We start from the raw sequence: 24,750 nt of genomic DNA, 5'->3' as shown, positions 1-24,750 counted from the left end.
CATCAATAGGTCGCGCGTAACGACAGGCCGAAGCGGCGGTCGTTGAGCTGATATTGCAGCGGCTGGCCGATCGTCCCGATATAGGTGACGTTCATGCGATTGGTGAGGTTCACCGCATCAGCCGAGATCGCGACATGGGTGTTGAGGTTGACGCTCACCGACGCGTCGAGCGACGCATAGGGCTTGGCATATTGCGGCTGGTTGGTGCCCGCCCCGAACGTCTGATCGAGGTAGCTTGACCGCCAGTTATAGGCGAGCCGCGCGGTCAGCGGCCCCTTCTCGTACAACCCGATCAGATTGTAATTGTGCTTCGACAGTTTCTCGAGCGGCAGCTGCGAGGACTGGCCGGACCCGGCGACCGCGAACGGATTGGTGACGTTCGAGTCGACATAGGTGTAATTGGCCTGCACGCCGAACCCGCTGAACAGACCGGGCAGGAAGTCGAGGAACTGCTGATAGCCGATCTCGGCGCCCTTGACGGTGCCCTTGCCCGAATTGAGCACGGTGCTGACGTCATAGGCGCGGCCCTGGAACGTCTGGACCAGCGTACCGCTCGCCAGGAACCCGTCGACCTTCTTGTAGAACAGCCCGCCGGTCACCGATCCGGTCGGCGCGAAATACCATTCGGCGGTCAGGTCGAAGTTGTTGGACTCAATCGGATTTAGGCGCGGATTGCCGGAGCTGGCGCTCGGGCGACCGGTGATTGGATTGACCTGGTTGGCATTGTTGAGCGTGAGATTGGTCGACAATTGGTCGAAGTTCGGTCGCGCCAGCCCCTTTGAATAGGCGAAGCGCATCTGGAACTCTTCGGTCAGCCGCGCGCGCAGGTTCACGCTGGGCAACGCGCGGGTGTAGCTCTTGTCGACGGCCAGCGGCGAGGTGGTGCCGTTGGAATTGAATTGCGTCCCAAACGAGGTGAGGTCGGTCTTGACCAGCCGTACGCCGGCATTGCCGTCGAAGCGGATGCTGCCCGCCTCGAACGCATAATCGGTCGAGCCCCAGACGGTGTAGGTCTTTTCGGTCTGCGCATTGAGATCGCCGGGGGTGAAGGCGTCCTTGGTCTTGGCGCCGAACAGCGCGTACAGCGCCTTGGTCTGCTTCCACACGTCGCCGGTCACGCCCCCGCCGCCGGGCAGCGCCGGATAGAGCAGCCCGCCGGTCACGCTCTTGCCGTCGAAGAAGTTCGGCGACGGTGCCGCCATTGCCAGCTGTGGATTGCGGCTGAGCGGGATCAGCGCCGTGCCGTCCTTCGCCGAGCACGACGGATCGGGGCCGGTCGCATAGAGGCAGACGCCATTCCAGGTGCCGCGCAGGTCGATCGAATTGTCCGAATAGCGCGCCCCACCGCGCAGCTTCTGCAGGAAGCCGCCCTCGAGATCATATTCGATGTCATAGGCAAGCGCGAGCGTGTCGGCGTCGTTGCGTTGCAGCGCGTCGGCGATGAACGGCGTCGCGTAATTGGCGGGATTGGTCAGCAGCGCCTTGTCGCGCACATCCCAGCGCGGACGGCTGCCGCGCAGGTCGAAGTCGATGATCGACGGGTGCGGCGATCCGGTCGGCGTGTTCTGGCCTGCGGCGGTGAACAGCGTAAGGACGTGGCCGTTGCGATCGGCGTTGTAATAGCTCTTCAGATACTGGACGTCGAAATGGACCTTGGCGCGTTCGGTCGCCTGCCAGTCGGCGGCGAGCGTGAAGTTCTGGCTCTGGCTCCACAATTGCTGGTCGAAGCGGCCGGTCTCGAAATTCTGCTGCTGCAGCGATCCCGATGTCGCATAGCCGTCCTTGTTGAACGTGAAGGTCGAGCCGGGCAGCGGGTTGGACTCCGAACCGCCGTTGACGGTGTAATAATAGGCACCGCGGCGGTTGAACCAGTATTTGGCGAGCTGATACTGGCCGGTGACGAGCAGATTGTCCGCCGCCTGCCACTGGATCGCGGCAGCGACGCCCAGCCGGCGCCGGTCGCCGAGATCGTCATAGACCTGCATCCCCATCGGCGCCTTGGCATTGGCGGGCGCGCCGGCGATCGATCCGGCGGGGATCGGGTTCTGCGGGTTGGCGAGGATGCCGTCCTGGCGATAGGCGCTGGTCGAATAGACCGCATTGGCGAGGATACCGATCTCGCCGATCCCGGTGTCGAAGCGGTTGCTGTACAGCCCCGACGCCGAATAGCCGAACTTGTCGACACGGTCGTAGTAATTGCCGCGGACGGTGCCGCTGATCGTCTGGCCGGCCTGATCGAACGGCAGCCGCGTGCGCAGGTTCACCGCTGCACCGACGCCGCCCTCAATGATGTTGGCGGGGGCGTTCTTGTAGACGTCGATCCCGGCGAGCAGCTCGGGCGGGATGCCTTCCAGATCGAAGGCGCGACCGCCCGATGCCGAATAGACCGCGCGGCCATCGAGGAAGTTCTGAACTTGGGTGAGCCCGCGAACGGTGATCGCCGGCGACGTGCGGTGATCGAAGTCGGTCGCCCCCTCGCCGTAGCGCCGCTGGATCTGCACACCGGTGATGCGTTGCAGCGCCTCGGTGGTGTTGGCGTCGGGCAGCTTGCCAATGTCCGTCGCCTGCACCGAGTCGAGGATCTGGCTGGCGTTGCGCTTCAGCGCTTGCGCCGAGCGCAGCGATTCACGGACGCCGGTTACGACGACGTCCTGTTCCGCTTGGTCCTGTTGCCCGACCTGAGAGGCGTTCAGCGTGCCAGTCGCGCCGCCACCCTGTTCAACACTGACGCCGCCCTGCGCCGCGGAGGTTGCGCCCGCCTGCGCACCGGCCACTCCGCTCGATCCACAGACGGTGATCGCCACCATCGATGCACCAATGAGCCAACGCACTTCCAGCTTCCGCATATACCCCTCCTCACGTCGTCGCCGTCTCACGGCTAACCTAGGCTATATCGCACGTTTGCAAATGCCGGACAAATATAATTATCGTATTTTACGATGACAGTAATTTTGTTTCAACCCTTTGATACTTAGTGACCTTTTGTTCGATTTCCCCGATATAAAATGTGGATGGCCGTGTAGATGTAGCCGACGAAAACCGGCGCGGGCAGGTGGAGCGCAATGCCCAAGCAACCGAATTACGCTGGCATAGAGGGCGATCACGCGACGCGGGTTCACGACGCGGCGCGCTGCGTAGCGCCAAGGTCCAGACCATGTCGTCAACGGCAGCGCACCGCTACATAAAGGCTCGCTGATGCCCGAAGGGATCACCGTCTGTCACCGCAAGCAGCACTGACTCAAGCGTGAAGCCTTCACCATCGACTTTACCTGCCCGCCGATGGAAGCCCGTGGATCGACATGCCTCTGACGAGGAAGGCGCGCGCCGACCACCGCATCGCGGCGCTAGCGACGACATCGCGGCGAAACTCGCTAGTCCGCCCGCTTCTGGACGCTCCTCAACAGGCGAGTCATAGCGCGCGGAACCTGAAGTCGCGAAAACGCGCCTCACCCTTGCCCGCGGCATACAAACCGGGGCGCAGCATCAGAAACCCGCCCCGGACGTTGTGATGATAGCCGGAGACTTCCATGCCGCGGTCGAAACGCTGCCAGCTTCGACCATCGTCGCCCGAGGTATGGATCGCGACGATGTGGCGTTTGTTGGCGATCCTGATCCGCATCCGTCGCCCGTGCGGATTGGCGGGACGGCCGCGCTCGATTCCATATTGATGCGTCACGAAGCGCTGCTCGTCGAAGCCCAGCCCGCAATACAGGCGGTCGTCGTAGAACAACACCAGACCGGCGGTCGTGCCCGGCGCGATCTCGATGTCGCAATCGAATTGATACGCCTGGTCGCCCGCGATCAGCAGCAGCGGGGATGAGTCGGATGGCGCGGTGCCGGTGCTGCGGAGGATCAGCGCACCCGCCTCGGTACGGACGCGTGCGGCCTCCTCCGGCTGCGGGCGGAAGAAGTTCCACTTCGTGCCCAGCGCCAACGGGCGGTCGAACGCGTCCGACAGCGACTGGCCATGCGGCCCTTTCCGGCCGCCGCGCGGCGCAGGTAACGGGGCCGACAGATCGCCGCCGGTCATCCGGAACCAACCATCGGCGGTCCAGCGGACCGGATCGAGCAGCACCTGCCGGCCGAGCGTCCAGAAACCGTTCTCGAACCCGTGATAGACCGACCACCAGCCGCCATCCGGTGCCTGCACCAGGCTGGCATGGCCGCGCGACCACCAGCGCTCCTCGTTCGATACGGTACGGACGACCGGATTGCCGGGATCGTTCTCCCACGGACCATGGATCGAGCGGGATCGCGCGACGATCACCATGTGCCCGGTCGGCGGCCCGGCGGTGCCCCCGACCGCGGTGATCATGTAGAACCAGTCGCCGCGGCGGTGGATCTTCGGACCTTCCGGGCTGAAGCCCTCGACGTCCCAATCGTCGGGATAGCGCCACGGGTCGTAGACATGCTCGACCGCGCCGACCGTCGACAGACCGTCCGGCGCAAGGCGGATGCGGTCGCCGCCGGAAAGGAACAGCCAGCGCGAGCCATCCTCGCCGACCGCATGGCATGGGTCGATATGGCGGTGGAGCCCGAGCGATACCGGGTCCGACCACGGACCGTCGATGTGATCCGCCCAACTGACGTAGATGTCGTTCGGCGTCGCCTTCACCGGTATATAGAGGAAGTAGCGGCCGGCGTGCTTTTCGAGGCTGACCGCCCAGACCGCGCCGATGTTGCGGGTGAGCGCGGCGGTGCGCGGGGCCCAGTTCAGCAGGTCGCGGCTATGCCAGATCGTCAGACCGGGATAGCTGTCGAAGCTGGAGAAGGTCATGTAATAATCGTCGCCATCCTTCAGGATGGCGGGATCGGGCCGATCGCCACCGATCAGGGGATTCAGGAAGCGCCCGTCGCCCAGATCGGCGATCCGCTGCCCATCGTGGCCGCGTCGCCACGTCTGATCGCCCCCCCGCGTCGCATCCGCCGGCCCGGTGCCAAGCATCGTCGCGCTGCCGCCGGCCAGCGCGAGGCCGAATGCGTCACGGCGATTGATACCGGTCATCGTGCACCTCCTCTGACGTCGTGACGCCGCATCAACTGCCCGGCTGGATATAGGGCACGCGTGCGAACAACTCGCGCTGCCACCGGCGCGGATCGTCGGCGACATGGCTGTCGACATCGAAGATCATCGTGGCGCGCCGCGGCAACGTGTAGGCGGGCCAAGGCGCGCTTCCGGTTGTGGCAAAGCGGACGAAGGCGTCCTGCATCGTACGCGACACCTTCCGTGCCGCGGGTCCGGTGCCGGTCTTCGCGCCGGGGGCGTCGAGCGTGCCGAACACCAGCGGGATGTCATGGGTGTGGAAGGCACCGCGCACCGGGTCGATCGGCGATCCGAAATCGAGCTGATAGACCCACGCCGGCGTCCCGGCGCGGGCGCGCGCCTCCGCTTCCTCCACCTGCCCGCGCCAGCTTCGCCCCGCGGTCGTCGCGGCCCATAGCACGTCGGCGGGCGACCAGCCGGGCTCGCGGCGGCGATATTCGGCGACGACCCATTCGGGCAGGATGTCGACACGCAGCTCCCGCGCCATGCGGTCGGGCAGGTTCGCCCAGTCGAGGCCGCGCACCAGCGCGCCGTCAGGCGAGATGAAGCCGCGCGTCTCGTCGCGGACGTTGCCGAGCAGCATCGGCACCGAAAGCCCCTGCGGGCTCGCGTCCGGCCAGAACGGGTGCCGCGACAGATGCCGCATGTCGAGCACGGGCGCGAACGAGACGTTGCCTCCCATGATCGGGTCGGTCGCACTCAAGGCCTCGACCAGCCGCGCGGCGGGCATCACGAGCAACGGCGCGAGGTCCCGCTCGGCGACTCCCGCCTTCGCCAGAAAGGCGCGCGCACGGTCGTGCGCGTGGAGCGGCCCGGAGGCGGTGACCTGCTGCCCGCTCATCGTGATCGCGCGGTGGAACAGTCCGGCCGCGGCAGGCATCGCGGTCATGGTCGCGATCTTCGCGCCGCCGCCCGACTGGCCGAACACCGTCACCTGCCCCGGGTCGCCCCCGAAAGCGGCGATATTGTCGCGCACCCAGCGCAACGCGATCATCAGGTCGAGCTGCCCGGCATTGCCACTGTCGGCGAAACGCGGATCGAGCCGCGCGAGATACAGATAGCCAAAGGCGTTCAGCCGGTGGTTGACCGTCACCACCACCACGTCGCCCCGCGCCGCCAGCGCGTGGCCGTCGTTCATCGGATCGGTGACGCTGCCGGTCGCATAGGCGCCGCCGTGGATGTAGACGAGCACCGGCTTGCCCGCGCGACGATCCGCCGCAGCCGTCCAGACGTTGAGGAACAGGCAATCCTCGTCCTGCGGACCGAGCCGCGTCGCTTGCGGGCAGACCGGCCCGAAGGTCTGGGCGGGTCGTATTTCGCCGGGCATCGCGACCGCGACCGGCGCCCGGAACCGCTCGGCGCGGCCGTAGCGAATGCCGCGGAACGCCAGCACGCCGCTCTCGGCGGTGCCGACGAAGCGGCCGGCGGGCGCATCGACGACCGGCGGGGTAAGCGCCCGCGCCGGCAGCGCCGCAAGACCAGCCGCGCCCGCGATCACCGCGCGACGACTCCACTCAGCGCCGGACATCGAGCCCGCCATCAAGCCACGCCTCCAGATCGGCCTGCCGGAACAGCCCCGCATCCCCCGGCAGCGAATGTTTGAGCGCGGCGAGCGCCAGCCCGGCGCGCGCCGCCTCCGCCGCCCCGCCCCCCGATCGCATTGCGTGGAGCACGCCGGCGGCGAAGGCGTCGCCGCCGCCGATCCGGTCGACGATCCCCGCGAGCACGATCTCCGCCGTCTGCTCGGCGCCGTCGCGCGTATCGATCCGCGCCGATAGCCGATGCAGATCCGCGTGTTCGACTTGCCGCGCGGTCGAGGCGATCATGCGCAGCTTGGGGAATGCCGCGAAGGCCGCCTCCGCGGCGTGACGGCGGCGATCGGCTCCGTCGCCCGAGAAATCGTCACGCCCCAGCAGCAACGAGATGTCGCGATGGTTGCCGAACAGCAGATCGGCCTTGCGCACCAGCGCGGTCAGGATGCCGCGCGGGTCCGAATCCCAGCGCTGCCACAACTTGCCGCGCCAATTGCCGTCGAACGAGATCGCCACGCCCCGTGCCTCGGCCGCCTCTGCCGCAACCAGTGCGCTTTGCGCCGGCACCGGGCCGAGCGCGGGCGTGATCCCCGAAAGATGCAGCCGGTCCACTCCGTCCAGCAGCCGGTCCCAGTTCCAGGCGGCGACCGGTGCTTGCGCGAACGACGAACCGGCGCGGTCGTAGATCACTTCGCTGGCGCGCGATCCGGCACCGGCGGTGACGAAATACAGCCCCATCCGCTCGCCACCGGTCTGGATCGCGGCGGTGTCGACGCCGTGGCCGCGCAAGGCCGTGACGGCGGCGCGGCCGAGATCGTTGTCGGGGACGATCGTCGCCATTCCCACGTCATGTTCGAGCCGCGCGAGTTGCGTGACGACATTCGCCTCCGCGCCGCCGATCCATACATCCAGACGCGGCGTCTGGAGCAACAACTCGCGCCCCGGCGGACTGAGCCGAAGCAGCACTTCGCCGAACGCGAGCAACCTGCCCATCGCGATCCCTCTCTCCTGTGGCAGGCCGCACGCCGTTGCGCGCGGGCGTCCCGTCCGCGTCAACGCGCCAGCCAGCCCCCGTCGACCGCCAGAATGTGCCCGTTGACGTAATCCGCGGCGCGGCTGGCGAGGAACACCGCCGCCCCGCCGAGATCCTCGGGCGTGCCCCAGCGGTCGGCGGGAATCCGCGCGAGGATCGATGCCGAGCGATCGGCATCCGCGCGCAGCTGCGCGGTATTGTCGGTGGCGATGTAGCCGGGCGCGATCGCGTTCACGTTGATGCCCTTGGCCGCCCATTCGTTGGCGAGCAGCTTCGTGATCCCCGCCACTCCCGATTTCGACGCGGTGTAGCTGGGCACGCGAATCCCGCCCTGAAAGCTGAGCATCGAGGCGATGTTGATGATCTTGCCGCTGCCGCGCGCGATCATGTGGCGGCCCGCGGCCTGGCTGAGGAAGAACACGGTCTTGACGTTAATGTTCATCACGTCGTCCCAGTCCTGCTCGGAGAAGCCGGTCGCGTCCGCACGTCGGATGATCCCGGCGTTGTTGACCAGGATGTCGACCGCGCCGAGTTCGGCCACGGCGGTGTCAACGATCCGCGCGACCGGTTCGATCGACAGCAGATCGGCCTCGATGAAGGTCGTGCGACGCCCGAGCGCGTGCGCCTTGGCGATCGTTTCCTCGGGCGGAATATGGCCGACGACCGCGAGATCGGCCCCCGCCGCCGCGAGCGCCAGCGCGATGCCCTGCCCGATCCCGGTGTTGGCACCGGTGACGAGCGCGACCTTGCCGGTCAGGTCGAAGGGATGAGTCATGATCGTGCGCTCCCCTCAGGCCAGCTGACAGATGTCGAGCACGTTCATGTCGGTATAATCCTGATTCTCGCCGGCCATCGCCCAGATGAAGGCATAGGCCTTCGTCCCCGCCCCCATGTGGATCGACCATGGCGGCGAGATCACCGCTTCCTCATTGGCCATGACGATGTGCCGCATCGCCTCGCCCTCGCCCATGAAGTGCATGACGCGGTCGTTGGGACCATCCAGCTCGAAGTAGAAATAGATTTCCGAGCGGCGCTCATGGACGTGCGGCGGCATCGTGTTCCACACGCTGCCCGGCTTCAGCACGGTGAGCCCCATCACCAGTTGCGCCGAATCGCAGACGCCGGGGATGACGAGCTGGTAGATCGTGCGCTCGTTCGATTCCTCCAGACTGCCGCGATCCAGCGCGTTGGCGTCGGCGATGCCCAGCTTGCGGGTCGCGAACGCTTTGTGCGCGGGGCAGGAGGCGAGATAGAAGCGCGCTCCCTCGCCCGCGAACTCGACGTCGGTCGCGCCCATCGTGACGTAGAGGCAGTCCTTGCTGGCGAGCGCGAACGTCTCGCCGTCGACCGTGACGCTGCCGTCGGCCGCGCCGACGTTGACCACCGCCATTTCGCGGCGCTCGAGGAACGGGTGCCCCTTGGCCGAGGCGGGCTCTTCCTGCGCGGGCAGCCTGACCGGCGCCCCCGCCACCGCGACGCCGCCGATCACGAAGCGATCGGCGTGGGTGTAATTGAGGACGACCTCGCCGGGACGGAACAGCCCGGCGATCAGGTAACGGTCGCGCAGCTCGTCGTTGGAGACGCACTCCATCATGTCGGGATGCGTGGCGTAATAGGTGCGGTCGAACATGGCGGCTCCGTTCAGTCGATCGAATGGCCGGTCGAGAAGAACGACGGCGAAACGCATGGCTGGCGTCGCCGGCACGCCTCCTCTCCCCGGCGTCCGCCTGATTGGTAACCGGTGTCAAATGATGACGCAAGTCCCGGCGTCGGCGGACGTGTCAGCTCGCGAGGGTGGCGACCGAGGCGCGACGGATCAGCGTCGAGGGGAACAGCGACGGCTCACGAACCTCGCTTTCGCCCTCTTCGGCGATCAGCTTGAGCGCGGCGGAGCGCGCCATCGAGGCGATCGGCCAGCGCACCGTCGTCAACGGCGGCCAGATATGCGCAGCGATCGGCGTATCGTCGAACCCGACGACCGACAGGTCGCGCGGCACGTCAAGCCCGCGCTGGCGCGCGGCATGGATCACACCAGCGGCCATCTCGTCGTTCGAGGAGAAGACCGCGGTCGGCCGCGGCATCAGATCAAGCAGCCGCTCGCCGGCATTCAGCCCGCTCTCGAAGGTGTAATTGCCATCGGCGATCAGGCTGCGCGGCAGTTTCAGCCCGGCGGCGGCGATTGCTTCCTCGAACCCCAGCCTCCGCTCGCGCGCCGACCGGAAGCCGTGCGGTCCGGCGACGAAGCCGATCAGCCGGTGGCCGTGCCCCAGCAGATGCTCGGTCGCGGCGCGCACCGCCTCGCGATCGTTGGAGGCTACCGAATGCTGCGGATCGTCGAGTTCCGCCGAGCCCATGCGGACGTACCGGCAGCCGATCTGCTCGCACAGCTTCGCGACCGAGTCGTTCTCGCTCACCGGCGGCATCAACAACACGCCAAACAGCCGCTGCCGCTCCAGAAAGTGGCGCAAATCCTCTAGCATCGTCGCCGAGCCGCGATCGAGCGGGCGGACGACCATCTCGAATTCGGTGTCGCGCAATCCCTCCAGCATTCCCTGCTGGACGTTCATCACCGTCTGCGCGTTCGGATTGTCGTGGACCAGCCCGATCAGGAAGTTGCGGCGCAACGCCAGCGCGCGCGCCTGCGGATTGGGAATGTACCCCAGTTCGCCGATCACCGCCTCGACCTTCGCGCGCGTCTCCTGATTGAGGAGCGGCGATTGGTTGATGACGCGGCTGACGGTCTTTTTCGACACGCCCGCAACCCGCGCCACGTCGTTGATCGTCGGCTGTCCGGTCTTGCGCATCGCCGGGTGATAACGCCCCCCTCCCCCCGCCGCCACTCAAAACCGTCCTGACTGCTCTTGCCTTTGACACCGGTTTCCCATAGCCATGGCGCAACACATCAAACATGGGGGGGATGGCGTGATCGCCGACCGATCGACCGACAACGACATCGCCCGACGCTTCGTCGCGGCGCGCCGCGACGGGGTCGCGCTGCCGGTATATCCGGGCATCAAACCACTGACGATGCACGAGGCCTACCGCATCCAGGACGAAGCGATCGCGCTCGACGCGCGGCCGGTCGCGGGGTGGAAGGTCGGCAAGATCGATCCGCCGCTGGAGGTGCGCAATCGGCTGACCGGTCCGATCTTCGCCGATCAAGTGACGCATGACGACAATGCCGCGATGCCGGTGTTCGCCGAGGGCTTCGCGGCGGCGGAAGCGGAGTTCCTGCTGCGCCTGTCCGCCGCGCCCCCGCCAGAGAAGAAGAGCTGGTCGATCGACGAAGCGCGCACGATGATCGACGCGGTGCATGTCGGGATCGAGATCGCCAGTTCGCCCTATCCGGGGATCAACGCCGACGGCCCGCTGGTCACGATTTCCGATTTCGGCAACAACAACGGGCTGGTGGTGGGCGCGGCGATCCCGGACTGGGCGGATGCGACGCTCGACGATTGGCCGGTCACGCTGTCGATCGACGATACGCCGATCGGCACCGCCACGACGGCGACGATGCTCGACGGGCCGTTCGGTGCGGTCCGCTTCCTGCTCGAACATGCCGCGGTGCGCGGGCTGAAGCTGTTGCCGGGCCAATGGATTTCGACCGGGGCTGTCACCGGCGTACATGAAGTGCGGGTGGGCGACCGGATCGAGGCGCGCTTCGGCGCCTCGCTTCGCATCGGCTGCACGATCGTGGCACGCTAGCACGCACAACAACAAGCAGCCGAAGGCGGCGAGACGGCAAACGCCGCCGCGGGAGAGGAACGGGACATGTCGACGGGCGAGGAAGCCATCTCCGGGACGGTCGAGCGGGTCGGACGCTATCGCTGGGTGATCTGCGCGCTGCTGTTCGCGGCGACCGCGATCAACTATGTCGACCGGCAGATGATCGGCGTGCTCAAGCCGACGTTGCAGGCCGAATTCGGTTGGACCGAGAGCGACTTCGCCACGATCATCTTCTGGTTCCAGCTCGCCTATGCGATCGGTTATGTCGGGTTCGGGAAGATCGTCGACACGCTGGGCGCGCGCGCCGGCTATACGGTCGCGATCCTGATCTGGACGGTCAGCCACATGGCGCACGGCCTCGCCACCTCGGTCACGACCTTCGCGATGGCGCGCTTCGGGCTGGGCGTGGGCGAAGCGGGCAACTTTCCGGCGGGGATCAAGGCGGTGACCGAGTGGTTCCCGCAGCGCGAGCGCGCCTATGCGATCGGGCTGTTCAACGCGGGGGCGAACATCGGCGCGATCCTCACACCGTTGCTGGTGCCGGCGCTGGTGCTCGCGTTCAGCTGGCGGGTTGCCTTCTACGCCACCGGCGTGTTCGGCATCGTCTGGCTGATCGCCTGGCTCGCCCTCTATCGTCGCCCCGACCAGCATCCGCGTGTCACCGCCGCCGAACTGGCCTACATCAATCAGGACCCTGCCGATCCGGTCGAGCCGCTGTCGTGGGGGCGCGTCGCGACCTATCGCGAGACCTGGGCCTATGCGCTGGGCAAGTTCTGCATCGATCCGATCTGGTGGTTCTTCCTGTTCTGGCTGCCCGGCTACCTGTTCGAGCGTTACGATATGGATCTCAAGACCTTCGGGCTGCCCTTGGCCGCGATCTACCTGATCTCGGACGTCGGTTCGATCGCGGGCGGATGGTTGTCCTCGCGGCTGATCGGCAAGGGGTGGAGCGCGAACGCCGCGCGCAAGCTGACGATGGCGATTTGCGCGACCTGCGTGCTGCCGATCTTCTTCGCGCAAAGCATTTCCAGCGTATGGGGTGCCGTGGCGGTGATCGGGCTGGCAACCGCGGCGCATCAGGCGTTCTCGGCCAACCTCTATGCGCTGCCGTCGGACATGTTCCCGCGCGGCGCGGTGGGCTCGGTGGTCGGGATCGGCGGGACGATCGGCGCGATCGGCGGCATGGGGATGGCGCTGTTCACCGGCTATATCCTTGATGCCACCGGCAACAATTACTCGGTGCTGTTCGCGATCGCGGGCTCCGCCTATTTCGTCGCGCTCGCATTGGTCCATCTGCTGTCGCCGCGGCTGGCGCGGGTGGATGCGCGCTGAGATGACGCGCGCCACGCTGCTCGCCGCCGCCTCGCTCCTGTCACTGGTGGCGACACCGGCGGTCGCGCAGGACGGGTTGCTGTTCCGCGCCTCCGCCGATCGCACGCTCGAGGCCGAGGTCGCGGGCGGCGATCCGGTGCCCAACTTCCGCGCCAAGGTGGACGTGGTGCCGGACGGCAGGATCGGCGGTGCGGCGCGCTGGGCCGACGACGGCTATGTCGCATGGAAGGCACCCGGCAACATCCGGGCACAGCGCGGGACGCTGGCGTTCTTCTGGCGCGCGCGGACGCCGGTCGGCACCACGCCGTTCAACATCTTCCGCGTCGCCTTCGCCGATCATTCGAGCTGGGACATGGCGTTCCTGCGCATCGACTGGAACGGCCACGGCTTCGACGCCTTCGTCACCGACGCCAATCTGTCGCGCGTGCGCGTGTCGTGGCGGATCGACCAGCCGCCTGCCGCAAGCGACTGGACGCATATCGCCTTCGCCTGGGATGAGACGATCGGGGTGCGGTTGTTCGTCGATGGACGCGAAGTGGCCCGCAAGGACCAGAAGGCGGACCTCGACACCGGGCTCGACCAGTTCGGCATGGCCGGACGCGTGCTGTCGCCGCATCAGGTGCAGAGCCGCTACAATTTCATGCGCGGGTCGGACCTGGACGAGATTCGCGTCTACGACCGGATGCTCGACGCCCCTGCCGCCGCCGCGCTGGCAGCGGGGCGCGAGCCGGTGGTTTCCGAGCCGACCGCCAGCGGCCGGCGGCAGGCGTGGCTGCATCGCTTCGGCTGGGATACCGGTACCCCGCCGCTGGTGCGCGATCCCGTCACGCGCGTCCGCAAGGTCGAATTCGCCGATGCGCGCGACCAGAAACAATGGATGTGGAAAGGCGTCGACGGGATCGCCGAGACGACGTGGCCGGGCGTCTACAATCGCTCGCGCCTGCCGGGCCGCAACGACTATTTCACGCTGCCCGACTGGAACACCTATGTCGAAGGCGGTGGCCGCTACGACCTGACCGTGCCCGCGGATGAGGCGTTCAACCAGATCGAACTGCGCGGCGCCGCTTATGGCGCGCTGACGTGGAACGGTGCGCGGCTGGCGACGCGGCCGCAAGGCGTGGTGCGCAGCGTCGCGCGGGTCGAGCGACGCACCGGCGGCACGCTGAGCTTCGCCAACATCATGCCCGAACAGCCGATCCAGGAACTTTGGGCCTATGACATCGGTGCCGGCGACGTGCCCGGTGGTAGCTTCCAGCTGAGCTATACGATCGACCCCGCGGTGGCTCCGCAACTGGCCGCCCTCGCGCCGCTGCGACACTATCTGGCGGGCCGCTACGCGCCCGACGAGCGCGCGACCCTGATCGCGATGCCGACCGAAGGACAGAAGGTCGCCGTCGGCGCGGCGGGGGCGCAGACCAAGGCTGCGGAACGCGTCGCCGGCGCGGCACCGATCGTCCACGTCCTGATCCCGCAGAGCTTCGGCGCCGCCTTCGCCGACCAGCCGCTCGCGCGCGCCTGGGATTACGGCTGGCAGAACGTCCACGATGGGCTCGACGGCGTCGCGATCGACGTGCCCGCGCTGGCGGGCAGCGCGCCCGTGCCGCTCGACATCCGCGTCGCCGATCCGCTGTGGCCGGGACGCGACTTGATCGACGTCCAGCTTTCGGTGCCGGCGGGCAAGGCGCGGACGCTGTGGCTCGACCTGCGCGACCGCATCCTGCCCGACAAGCCGATGATGCTGTCGATCGCCTCGGCCGACCCGGCGTTCGGGGTCGACAGCCTCAAGGGGGCGCGCGTCCGGCTGGTGTTCAAGCCACGCGCCGCGGCGCTGAAGGAGCATGTCGCCGATCGCTTCCATCAGGTGAAGGACAATTGGGCGTTCCTGGTCGAGGAACATACCGCCTCTCGTCGCGCCGCGCTCTACGACCGGCTCTACACCGACATCTCGGACCTGCTGCGCGTCGATCCGGATCATCCGCAGGCGCGCGCCTATTGGGCGGACATCGACTATCGCCCCGAGAACCTGCCCGCGGTCACGCTGCCCGCCGTTCCGGCCGGCGTCCCGGCATGGGCGTTCCGGCAGGTCGAGGAGCTGAAGCTGGTCCGCCGCTTCTTCGAATGGTGGATCGACGAGCGGCAGGTGCCTTACGGCGACTTCGGCGGCGGGCTGTCCGACGACACCGACCTCGTCCAGCAATGGCCGGGCCTCGCGCTGATGGGGGTGATGCCCGACAAGCTGAACGCCTCGCTGCGCGCGCTGTCCGATGCGGTCTACAAAAACGGGATGATGACCGACGGGCTCGGGACGATCACCACCGACGAACTGCACGCCTACGAAGAGGGAATGAACGCCGATGCGGCGCGGCTCTATCTCAACTGGGGCGAGCCCAGGGCGGTCGAGCGGCTGATGGCGACGGTGCGCGGGCTGGACAAGGTGATCCTCACCAACCCCGCCGGGCACCGGCATTTCGCCTCCAGCTGGTACGGCGCGACGACGATGTACCGCGACGATCCCTGGGCGTGGCAGAAACCGTACAGCTTCACGGTGATGCATGCCCCGCTGCTGATCGGGCTCTACAACGCCAATCCCGTCGCGCGCAGCCTCGTCACCGACGTGATCGACGGCTGGATGGCGCATGGCACGCGCGACGCAAACGGGCACTGGCGCTATCCGAACGAGATCAACTGGCGGACCGATCAGGTGCGCGCCGGGGATGGCGGCGGAGCGTCGACTCCGCTGCAATCGGCGTGGGCGGCATGGCGTTTCTCGGGCGACGCGCGCTTCCTGCGCCCTTGGGAGACGCGGATCGCGAAAGGCGACGTCCGCGAGATCGCGGAGGCGCCCGCGTTGATCCCGGGGCTGCCCGCGCTGACTGGCGGCAGCGAACTGGCGACGCTGGCTGCGGTCGAGCGCAGCGGCGATCCCGCCCCGCTCGCCGCGCTCCACGCCGCGGGCGCGACCGAGAAGACGCAGCGCATGTACATGCTCACCGAAGGCCATTGGTGGTCCGATCGCGTCGACATGGATACCAGCCTGCTCCAGCGCGAGCGGCTAGGCGGCGTCGCCTTGCGCCGCAACCAGACGTGGCCGGGGCACGTCGTCAGCTGGCGCTTCGCCGCGCCGGGTGACGGCACCGATGTCGCGCTTCTCGTCCGCGACGCGACGCAGCGCCATTTCCGCGTGATCGCCCACAATCTCGCCGATGCGTTGCGACAGGCGCAGATGACCGGGTGGAACGTCGCGCCGGGCCGCTGGACGATGCGGGTCGGCACCAGCACCGACGACGGGCGCACGGTCAATTGGCAGGCCCCGCCGACCACGATAACCCTGGAACGCGGCAGCAGCGTTCCGGTCGGTTTCGCGCCGCATGTGACGACCGTGCTCGACCTGACGCTCGTCGACGAGGCGCGCGCGGTCGAGACGCGGCCGGATCTCGGCATCGGCACCGACGACGTGGTGCGACGCGGCGCGCGCGCGATCGTGACCGTCCACAGCCTCGGCGGCGCGCCGACGACGGGCGGAATCGCGCGCCTGATCGATAGCGCCGGCACCGAAGTGGCGCGCGCCCCCATACCGCCGCTCGCCGCCCCGCTCGACCTTCGTCCGCGCGTCGCGACCGTGCCGCTCGCGATCCCGCGCGGGGCCGCGGCGCGGGAACTGACGGTGGAGGTGGCATTGACCGGCGATGCGGCGGAGGTGACGCGCGCCAACAATCGCGTGCCGCTGCCGAAATGATCACACCCACGCGACGCGCGGCGCTGGCCGGATTGCTCGCGACGACGCTTGCGCCGCGGCTCGAGGCAGCAAAGACACCGGTAACCAAAGCGTCACTCCACGCGCTTCTCGATCGCGCCGCCGCCCTGCCCCCACGCGTCGGACGCGCGCTTCTCGACCCGGTCGACCCCGCTGCGCTGGACGAAAGCGCCAGGCTCGACCTGCTGACCGCACGCGCCGGGCTCGCCTGCGATGCCGCGCTGGCGACGATCGGCGCACCGGGCCGCAGCCCCTATCGCGTCAGTGCGCGCACCGGCATTTGGCAGCGCGCCACCGATCCCGCGGCGATCGATGCCGAGCGGGAGGCGGTGGTCGCCGATGCAAAGCGAGGCGTGATGCTGCCACGCGCCGCGCTCGACGATACGGTCGCTGCGATCCACGCTCGCGTCGCGGCGCCGGCGGTCACCGCCGCGCTCCAACGGCTTGCCGGAGCGCTGGCGGCGCTGCGCGAACAGGCACCGCCGCCGGGGATGCTCCATTTGCCGCACGGTCCGGCGTGGTATGCGCTTCTGCTGCGGCGACACGGCGTGGCGGTGTCGCCCGTGGCTGCCGATCGCCTGCTCGCGCGCGAAGAGGCGCGACTGATGACGCGGGCGCAGGCGCTGTTCGCCGCGCGTGGCGATCGGAACGGGGTGCTCGGCGATCGGTACCGACGATTGTGGCGCGACGCGCGCTACCACTATCCCGACGATGTCCGCGGTCGTGCGGCCGCGGTGGACGACATGAACGGCGTGCTCGCGACGATCCGCGCGACGTTGCGTGGAATTGTCCCGGATGTCCCGTCATGGCCGCTCGACGTAGCGGTGCGCGGGATGACTGCTTCGGAACTGGCCGCCGGCGTTCAGGGCTTTCGCCAACTGCCGACCCCGACCGCCTCGGGCGCCTATGTGGTCGATCTCCGCCGCATCGCGGCGCGGCCACGCTGGACCTTGCCAAGCGTGGTCGCGCACGAACTGCTACCCGGGCATTTGCTTCAGATGCCGCTGGAAGCCAGCAGGCCTCCCCATCCGCTACGGCTGGAATATGCGGTCGGCTTTCCCGAAGGCTGGGCCATTCACGCCGAGGAGATGGCCGCCACGGCTGGATGGCTCGGCGACGACCCGCTCGTTGCGCTCGGGCATCTCCACTGGTTGCTGTTCCGGGTAAGCCGCGCGCGCGCCGATCTGGCGATCCACTGGCGAGGAACCCCGATCCCCGAGGTGCGCCAGCGTTTTGAGCAACTACTTGGCGAACCTGCCTATTTCATCGATTTCGCCACCGACATCGGCCGCATCCTCGTCGAGCCCGGCATCCGGGTGGCGGAGGCGACGAGTTGGCTTTCGATCAGGGAGCGGATGGCGCAGCAGCCAGAGGGATTGATCCCGTTCCTGCGCGCAGGGCGGCGGCGCGACGAGGATTTGCACGCCGCTGTCTGAGGCGCGCGACGGCGCACCACCGCCTTTCGCAAATGCTCCGCGCAGGTCCTCGGGATCGAAGGAAAAATGATCTTTCGGCCAGCCTGCACATGATCGACAAAGCGGGTTGACACCGGTTACCTTGATGAGGGACAGTGCCCGCAAGCTGAACCGCAAATGGGTTCATCGCTGGAGAGGATCGTCTGCCTGCGTCGACGGCGCGGACCAAAGGACACGTCTCCGGCGAACCGGCGAGCGGAGCGCTTGCGCGCGCATCGGCGGTGCACGTCCATGCCAGAGGGGAGAGGTGAAATGGTCGAGTTTCGCGCGATGGGCGAGCGCAGCCACACGTTGTACCGGCGCGGCAGTTCGCTGGCGGCGGTCGCGTTGGCGTTGGCGGTACCCGCGCCGGTGTTCGCACAGGCGGCGGCCATACCCGCCACCCCGGCGCCAGGCGACCCACCGCATACCGATCCCGCCCCGGCCCAGACCGCGGTCGCACCTCAGGAGGCGACGACCCCCGCCGATCCGGCTGCGATCACCGCTGCACCGATCGAGGACGGCGCCGCCGCCGACATCATCGTCACCGGGTTTCGCCGGTCGCTCGACGCCGCGCTGAACGTCAAGCGTGAGTCGGTCGGCGCGGTCGATGCGATCGTCGCCGAGGACATCGCCAAATTCCCCGACCAGAACCTCGCCGAATCGCTCCAGCGTATTCCCGGCATCTCGATCCAGCGCGACGCGGGCGAAGGGCGGGCGATCACCGTCCGCGGGCTTGGCGCGCAATTCACGCGCGTGCGCGTCAACGGCATGGAGACGGTCGCCACCTCGACCGACGGCGCCAGCTCCAACCGCGATCGTGCCTTCGACTTCAACGTCTTCGCGTCGGAACTCTTCAACTCGATCGTCGTCCACAAGACCGCCGAGGCATCGCTCGACGAGGGGTCGCTGGGCGCGGTGGTCGATCTCAACACCGGCAATCCGCTGGGCGGCAAGGCCGGGGTGACGCTCGTCGGCTCGGTACAGGGCAGCTACAACGATTTGTCCGAAAAGGTCCGCCCGCGCGTCGCCGGGCTGCTGTCGTGGAAGAACGAGGCCGGCACGTTCGGCGCGGCCGTGTCGGCGGCGTACAGCAAGACCAACATCCTCGAACTCGGCAACAACACCGTGCGCTGGGCGCAGGCGCGCTTCGATTCGGTGAACGGCACGCCGTGCTTCTACAACAGCGCCACCGGCACCACGCCGGTGCGCAACAGCGGCGGCACCTACCGGTCGAGCGCCGCGTGCGACCAGGCGGCGCTCGCCTTCCACCCGCGCATCCCGCGCTATGGCGAGGTGCTGCACGATCGCGAGCGGCTCGGCGTGACCGGCAGCATCCAGTTTGCGCCGAGCGAGGCGACCAAGATCTCGATCGACGGCCTGTATTCGCGCTTCCGCGAGGATCGCGAGGAGAAATGGGGCGAGGTGCTGCTGCGCTCGAACGAGCGGTCGATCGACCTGCTCAACCCGACCTACGACGATCGCGGCAACATGACGTCGGCGACGCTCAACGATGCGTGGGTGCGGACCGAACATTATTTCCGCAAGTCGCAGACCGAATTCTACCAGATCGGCGGCAGCTGGGATCAGGATCTGGGCGACCGCTTCCGCTTCACGCTGCTCGGCGGCATTTCACGCTCCGAGGCGACGATCCCGGTCGAGACGACCTTCGTCTTCGACAACCGCACCGCGCAGAATTACAGCTACGACTATACCGACATGTGGCAGCCGAAGCTGACGTTCGGCTCCAGCGTCACCGATCCGGCCAATTTCCAGCTCGCCGAAATACGCGATCGACCGTCCGACGTCGTCAACACGTTCCGCACGGCGCAACTGCGCACCGAATGGGACGTGACCGACAATTTCAAGGCGAAGGTCGGCGGAGTGTGGCGCCGGTTCGAATTCGATTCGACCGCCTATACCCGTGACGCGACCGTCTGCCCGACCAAGACGACCGCCGCCCCCGATGTGGTGCTCGGCACCGTCACCTGCTCGCCCTCGTCGCAGGTGTTCGCGCCCGGTGCGGTCTACGGCTTCCCGGCGGGCAACCTCGGCGAGACGTTCGAGCTGGGCAAGGCGGGTCAGCCGTCGGGCACGACGACGACGTTCCTGATCCCCAACATCGCCGCGGCGGCGGATTATACGGGCCTCTACGACCGCGCGCTCGCGCCCGACGTCGGCAACATCCGCAACGTCGTCGAGGAGGTGAAGGGCGGCTATCTCGAATTCGACATCAAGGGCGAGCTGCTCGGCCTGCGCTATGCCGCCAATGCCGGCATGCGCTACGTCCGCACCGAACAGACCTCGACCGGGCTCAACAACGGCACCGCGGTGACGGTGCGGCGCGGCTATGACGACTGGCTGCCCGCGCTCAACGTCGCGCTGTTCCCGACCGAAGAGATCATCGTTCGCGGCGCGGTGTCGAAGGTGATGACCCGCCCGACGCTCGGCAACCTCACCCCGGGCGGCTCGGTCGACGGGTTCAACTATCGGATCAGCTTCGGCAATCCGCAGCTCGATCCGTTCCGTGCCACCTCCTACGACCTCGCCGCCGAATGGTATTTCGCGCCGCAGTCGATCCTGTCGGTGGCGCTGTTCAAGAAGACCGTGGACAGCTTCCCGGTATCGGTGACCACCACCGGCACCTATGCCTCGACCGGGCTGCCGACCTCGATCATCCCGCCCAGCTCGCCCGCGGCGTCGAACCCGGAGGGGCAGTTGTGGCAGATCACCTCGGTCACCAACGGCACCGGCGCGTCGCTGAAGGGCATGGAATTGTCGTTCCAGACCGCGCTGCGCTTCCTGCCCGGCTTCCTGCGCAACTTCGGCGTAATCGCGAACGCCACCTTCATCGGATCGGACGCCAGCTATACGCAGAGCGGCCCGGCGGTGACACCGGGCGGCGCGCTGGTGGCGGTGACACGCACCGAGACGCTCTACGGCCTGTCGAAGCGCGCGTACAACGGCACGCTCTACTACGAGGATGCGCGGTTCAGCGCGCGCGGCTCGGTCAGCTATCGCGGGCCGTATATCGACGGCGGATCGGGGACCGGCAACATCTTCGAAGGCTATAACTCGTCGCTCAACGTCGACGCCTCGGTCCGGTACAAGATCACGCCGAACGTCGAGGTGTCGCTCGAAGGCACCAACCTCACCGACAATTACCGCAGCCGCTACACCGATCTCGATGCCAACCGGAACTATGAATACAATCATTTCGGGCGCACGATCCTGTTCGGCGCGCGCTTCAAGATGTGAGGAGAGCGCCGATGAGGGCGATCGATCGTCGCAACGCTTTGGTCGGTACGCTGGCCGCCGTGATCGGCGGAGGAACGGCCCCTGCGCAGACGCCGCCGCCGACCGTGGCGGGGCGCGCGCGTGACCCACGCGAAACGATCGACCTGTGGCCCGGCGGCGCGCCCGGAATGCCGGCCCGCGCACCGGTCGAAACCGTCGTCGAGCGCAGCACCGATCCGCGCCAGTCGGACCGGGCGGTACACGGCATCGTCCGCCCGCGCCTGGTCGTGTTCCGTCCCGCCACGCCCAACGGCGCGGCGGTGCTGGTCACGCCGGGCGGTGGCTACCGCTGGGTCGTGATCGACAAGGAAGGGTATGAGGTCGGCCAGTGGCTGTCGGCGCGCGGCTATACCGTGTTCGTGCTCTTCTACCGACTGCCCGGCGACGGTTGGGCGGCCGGCCCCGATGTCGCTTTGTCCGATGCGCAGCGTGCGATCCGCCTGATCCGCGCTCGCGCCGATGCGTATGGCATCGATCCCGGCAAGGTGACGGCGATGGGCTTTTCCGCCGGCGGCCATGTGTGCGGCGATCTCGCCACCCGCTTCGCCACCGCGACATATGCGCCGGTTGACGCCGCCGACCGCCTGTCCGCGCGCCCTGACCGTGCCGCGCCGATCTACGCCGTCCAGTCGATGAGCGCGCCGCTCGCGCACGCCGGGTCGCGGACCTTGCTGATCGGCAGCGATGCCGCACCGTCGCAGGAGCGTGCGCACACGCCGGCGCACAACGTCACCCGCGATACCCCGCCCTGCTTCCTCGTCCATGCCGAGGACGACGATGTCGTTCCGGTCGGCAACACATTGGAGATGCGGGCGGCGTTGCGCGCCGCGGGCGTGTCGGTCGAAACCCATCTGTTCGCGCAGGGTGGTCACGGCTTCGGCATACGCAAGGCGGCCGACAAGCCGGCGCGTGCCTGGCTCGAGCTTTTCCGCACATGGGCTGAGGCGGGATCGCCCGTCTGACGCAAACCGCTGCACGTAACTGCGCCTCCGCGCCCGCCCGCACACGACGCTTGCCAGCCTCGTCCACCGTATACATGATACGATGATTATTCGGGGAGGTAGCAGGTGCGTATTGGCGTTTGGGTCGCGCGGATAGCGTTCGCCATCATCGCGGGCGAGGCGAGCGGCTTCGCGCAGCCGACGGGCTCCGGCGCGCACCTACAACCCACGATCGCCGAACGCTACGAGCTGGCGGACAAGGCGCTGGGTATCGGCAACGAGCGGCTGTCGCTGAATGCCGATCTGCAACCCGTGTTCACCGCTGACGGCCATGCGCTGATCTATCGCCCCGGCATTCTGGGCAAGCGTGACGTCAGCCTGCTCGACCTGCGCACCGGATCGTCGCGCATCCTCACCCACGAAGCCACGCTCGCCACGCTCTTGTCGCACGCCACGGGCAAAGAGGTTGCGCCCTGGGCCGTGCAACTCGAATCACCGGATTATGCCGCCGGCACGTTCCAGTTCGGCTTCATGGGCAAGCGCTGGACGCTCGACGACGCCGGCACGCTGAAGGAGGCGCCGGCCGGGCCGCCGCAGGGCGACGGGGCACGCTCCCCTGACGGTCGGTTCGAGATCTTCGCGCGCAACTATAATCTCGTCGCGCGTGACACGCGTTCAGGCCGCGAGGTGGCGCTGACCAGCGATGGCGATCGGGAGCGTCCTTACGGGCGTACCCTGCCGCTGCTGTCGGAGATCCTGACGCAGGGAACCGAAGAGCCGAAGATGCCGGTGTCGGTGCGCTGGTCGCCCGATGGCCGCTCGATCGCGACCTTCCGGCTCGACACGCGCGGGGTCGCCCCGCTGACGATGACGCAGGAAAATCCGGGCGGGCTGCTGCCGCGCAGCTTTCGCTACATCTATCTGCTCGCCGGGGCCGCCGCGGTGCCGCAGGTGACGCTCTATACCGTCGATGTCGAACGCGCGCTCAAACGCCGTCGCGCCCGGCTCGTCCCGCTCGCGGTGCCGGCCGAATCGCTGCTCTATCCGACCGAGCCTTATTACGGCTGGGACGGCAATCTGGTGCGGTCGCAATGGACCGAGCGCGGCTATGGCAAGCTGGAGGTCTTTCACGCCGACCCCGAAACCGGCGCGGCGACCGTCGTCGCGCGCGAGGCGATCAAGCCGCTTGTCACCGTCACCGCCACGCAGATCTGGCCGGCCCCCGATCTGGGCGGCGAACTGGTCGTTTCGGAACGGAGCGGCTGGGCACAGCTCTATCTGGTGCGGCCCGACGATCCCGATGGCGGCTTGCCGCTGACGCGGGGACCAGGGGAAGTGACGGGCGTGGCGCGCGCCGATACGCCGCGCACCTTGCTGTTGACCGGCAATGGTCGCGAACGGGATCGCAACCCCTATTACCGCGCCTTGTACCGCGTGGCGCTCGACGGATCGCAGCCGCGGCTGCTGACGCCGGAGCCGCTCGACCACGATACGCAGATCTCGCCCGACGGGCGCTGGTTCGTCGACACCATGTCGAGCCCGACGACGCCGACCGTCACCCTGCTCCGCTCCGCGATCGACGGGCGGATCGTTGCCACCCTTGGCCAAGCCGATCCGGCGGCCTTGTCGGCAACCGGCTTCACCGTGGCGGAGCCGTTTCGCGGCGTGGCCGCCGACGGCAAGACGCCGCTCTACGGCATTATCTGGCGGCCGGCCAATTTCGATCCGGCCCGTCGTTACCCGATCATCGATTTCGCCTATACCGGGCCGACGACGCATATCGTCCCGCAAAGCTGGCAGGCGACGGTGCGATCGGCCCCGGCGAGCGTCGCGCAGCTCGGCGCGATCGTCGTCAGCATCGATGCCCGCGGCACCTCCGGTCGCGGTCAGGCCTTCCGGCTGCCCGCCTATCAGAATTTGGGCGAGGTCGGACTGGACGATCATATCGCGATGATCCGTCAGATGGCCGCGCGATATCCCTATATCGATCTCGACAGAGTCGGCGTGTTCGGCATGTCGGCAGGCGGTTATGACGCGGCGCGCTTCATCCTGCGCCGGCCGGAATTCTTCAAGGTCGCGGTGGCGGGTGCCGGCAATCACGAACTGCGGCTCGACAAGGCATGGTGGCCCGAAGTGTCGATGGGCCTGGCCTCGCCCGAGCTATGGGAGCGCAACTCCAACATGTCGGTCGCGGGCAATCTGGTCGGCAAGCTGCTGCTGGTGCATGGCGACGTGGACGACAACGTGCCGGTGGTCGAAAGCTTCCGCTTGGCCAGCGAGTTGATCGCCCGGCGCCGCGACGTCGATGTCGTGATCCTGCCGAACACGTCACACAACGTGTTCCAGCCCTATTTCTGGCGAAAGCTGCGCGAGTATTTCGTCCGCAACCTCCTGGGCGAGACACCGCCTCCTCTCCCGCTGCCGAACCCACGGCCGCCGGAGAATGGGAAGAGTCGACCGGCAGCAGTCCAGCCACATTAAGGCGCTTGGATGCCCACCGTGTCGACGGGATCACCCCTGCGCTCAGCGCGCGAGATTGGTGACGACGAAATCCGGATATAGGATCGAAGCGCCGCCTGCTCATGACACGCTGTTGCCCGCACAGAACTGACAGAGAATAGCGGCGCTGGGCCAGCC

General features: G+C 67.7%; 14 protein-coding genes. 7 read left to right on the top strand and 7 right to left on the bottom strand.

Annotation, left to right across the window (positions count from 1 at the left end):
* Positions 1-2 precede the first annotated feature (2 nt).
* The 7 genes from PGN16_RS16720 to PGN16_RS16690 form a co-directional block, all read right to left on the bottom strand.
* The gene (locus PGN16_RS16720; protein ID WP_335310505.1) at positions 3-2,846 is read right to left on the bottom strand and encodes a TonB-dependent receptor; all 2,844 of its coding nucleotides are present in this window, start codon (positions 2,844-2,846) and stop codon (positions 3-5) included.
* Positions 2,847-3,409: 563 nt separating this feature from the next.
* Entirely contained in the window at positions 3,410-5,005 is a 1,596-nt protein-coding gene (locus PGN16_RS16715; RefSeq protein ID WP_443019676.1) for a family 43 glycosylhydrolase, read from the bottom strand.
* Positions 5,006-5,036: 31 nt separating this feature from the next.
* Entirely contained in the window at positions 5,037-6,572 is a 1,536-nt protein-coding gene (locus tag PGN16_RS16710; protein WP_335310975.1) for a carboxylesterase/lipase family protein, read from the bottom strand.
* Positions 6,559-7,569 (bottom strand): sugar kinase, encoded by a 1,011-nt coding sequence (locus PGN16_RS16705; protein ID WP_335310504.1) that lies wholly within the window; start codon positions 7,567-7,569, stop codon positions 6,559-6,561. Before PGN16_RS16705 ends, PGN16_RS16710 begins: the two co-directional genes overlap by 14 nt.
* A 59-nt stretch (positions 7,570-7,628) precedes the next feature.
* Entirely contained in the window at positions 7,629-8,384 is a 756-nt protein-coding gene (kduD, locus tag PGN16_RS16700; RefSeq protein ID WP_335310503.1) for a 2-dehydro-3-deoxy-D-gluconate 5-dehydrogenase KduD, read from the bottom strand.
* A gap of 15 nt (positions 8,385-8,399) precedes the next feature.
* On the bottom strand, positions 8,400-9,239 hold the full coding sequence (gene kduI / locus PGN16_RS16695; RefSeq protein ID WP_335310502.1) for a 5-dehydro-4-deoxy-D-glucuronate isomerase: 840 nt from the start codon (positions 9,237-9,239) through the stop codon (positions 8,400-8,402).
* A 151-nt stretch (positions 9,240-9,390) separates the two neighbouring features.
* Positions 9,391-10,413, bottom strand: coding sequence for a LacI family DNA-binding transcriptional regulator (locus PGN16_RS16690; RefSeq protein ID WP_335310501.1), 1,023 nt, complete (start codon positions 10,411-10,413; stop codon positions 9,391-9,393).
* Positions 10,414-10,531: 118 nt separating this feature from the next.
* Here PGN16_RS16690 and PGN16_RS16685 point away from each other — a divergent pair, with 118 nt between their 5' ends.
* The 7 genes from PGN16_RS16685 to PGN16_RS16655 all read left to right on the top strand — a co-directional run bounded on the left by PGN16_RS16685 (position 10,532) and on the right by PGN16_RS16655 (position 24,594).
* Positions 10,532-11,314, top strand: coding sequence for a 2-keto-4-pentenoate hydratase (locus PGN16_RS16685; RefSeq protein WP_335310500.1), 783 nt, complete (start codon positions 10,532-10,534; stop codon positions 11,312-11,314).
* A gap of 66 nt (positions 11,315-11,380) precedes the next feature.
* Entirely contained in the window at positions 11,381-12,667 is a 1,287-nt protein-coding gene (locus tag PGN16_RS16680) for an MFS transporter (protein WP_335310499.1), read from the top strand.
* A gap of 1 nt (position 12,668) precedes the next feature.
* Positions 12,669-16,403 (top strand): LamG-like jellyroll fold domain-containing protein, encoded by a 3,735-nt coding sequence (locus tag PGN16_RS16675; protein WP_335310498.1) that lies wholly within the window; start codon positions 12,669-12,671, stop codon positions 16,401-16,403.
* Positions 16,400-17,857: a DUF885 family protein gene (locus tag PGN16_RS16670; RefSeq protein ID WP_335310497.1), complete on the top strand. Its 1,458-nt coding sequence runs from the start codon at positions 16,400-16,402 to the stop codon at positions 17,855-17,857. The genes PGN16_RS16675 and PGN16_RS16670 overlap by 4 nt, the downstream gene beginning before the upstream one ends.
* A 291-nt stretch (positions 17,858-18,148) precedes the next feature.
* Positions 18,149-21,133, top strand: a complete 2,985-nt coding sequence (locus PGN16_RS16665; protein ID WP_335310496.1) for a TonB-dependent receptor — start codon at positions 18,149-18,151, stop codon at positions 21,131-21,133.
* 11 nt (positions 21,134-21,144) lie between these two features.
* Positions 21,145-22,134, top strand: coding sequence for an alpha/beta hydrolase (locus PGN16_RS16660; protein WP_335310495.1), 990 nt, complete (start codon positions 21,145-21,147; stop codon positions 22,132-22,134).
* Positions 22,135-22,239: 105 nt separating this feature from the next.
* Positions 22,240-24,594, top strand: a complete 2,355-nt coding sequence (locus PGN16_RS16655) for a S9 family peptidase (protein ID WP_335310494.1) — start codon at positions 22,240-22,242, stop codon at positions 24,592-24,594.
* Positions 24,595-24,750: the final 156 nt, after the last annotated feature.

Origin of the sequence: Sphingomonas phyllosphaerae (assembly GCF_036946485.1) — a bacterium.
Classification (GTDB): Bacteria; Pseudomonadota; Alphaproteobacteria; order Sphingomonadales; family Sphingomonadaceae; genus Sphingomonas; species Sphingomonas phyllosphaerae_E.
This window is presented reverse-complemented; position numbering and strand designations above follow the sequence as displayed.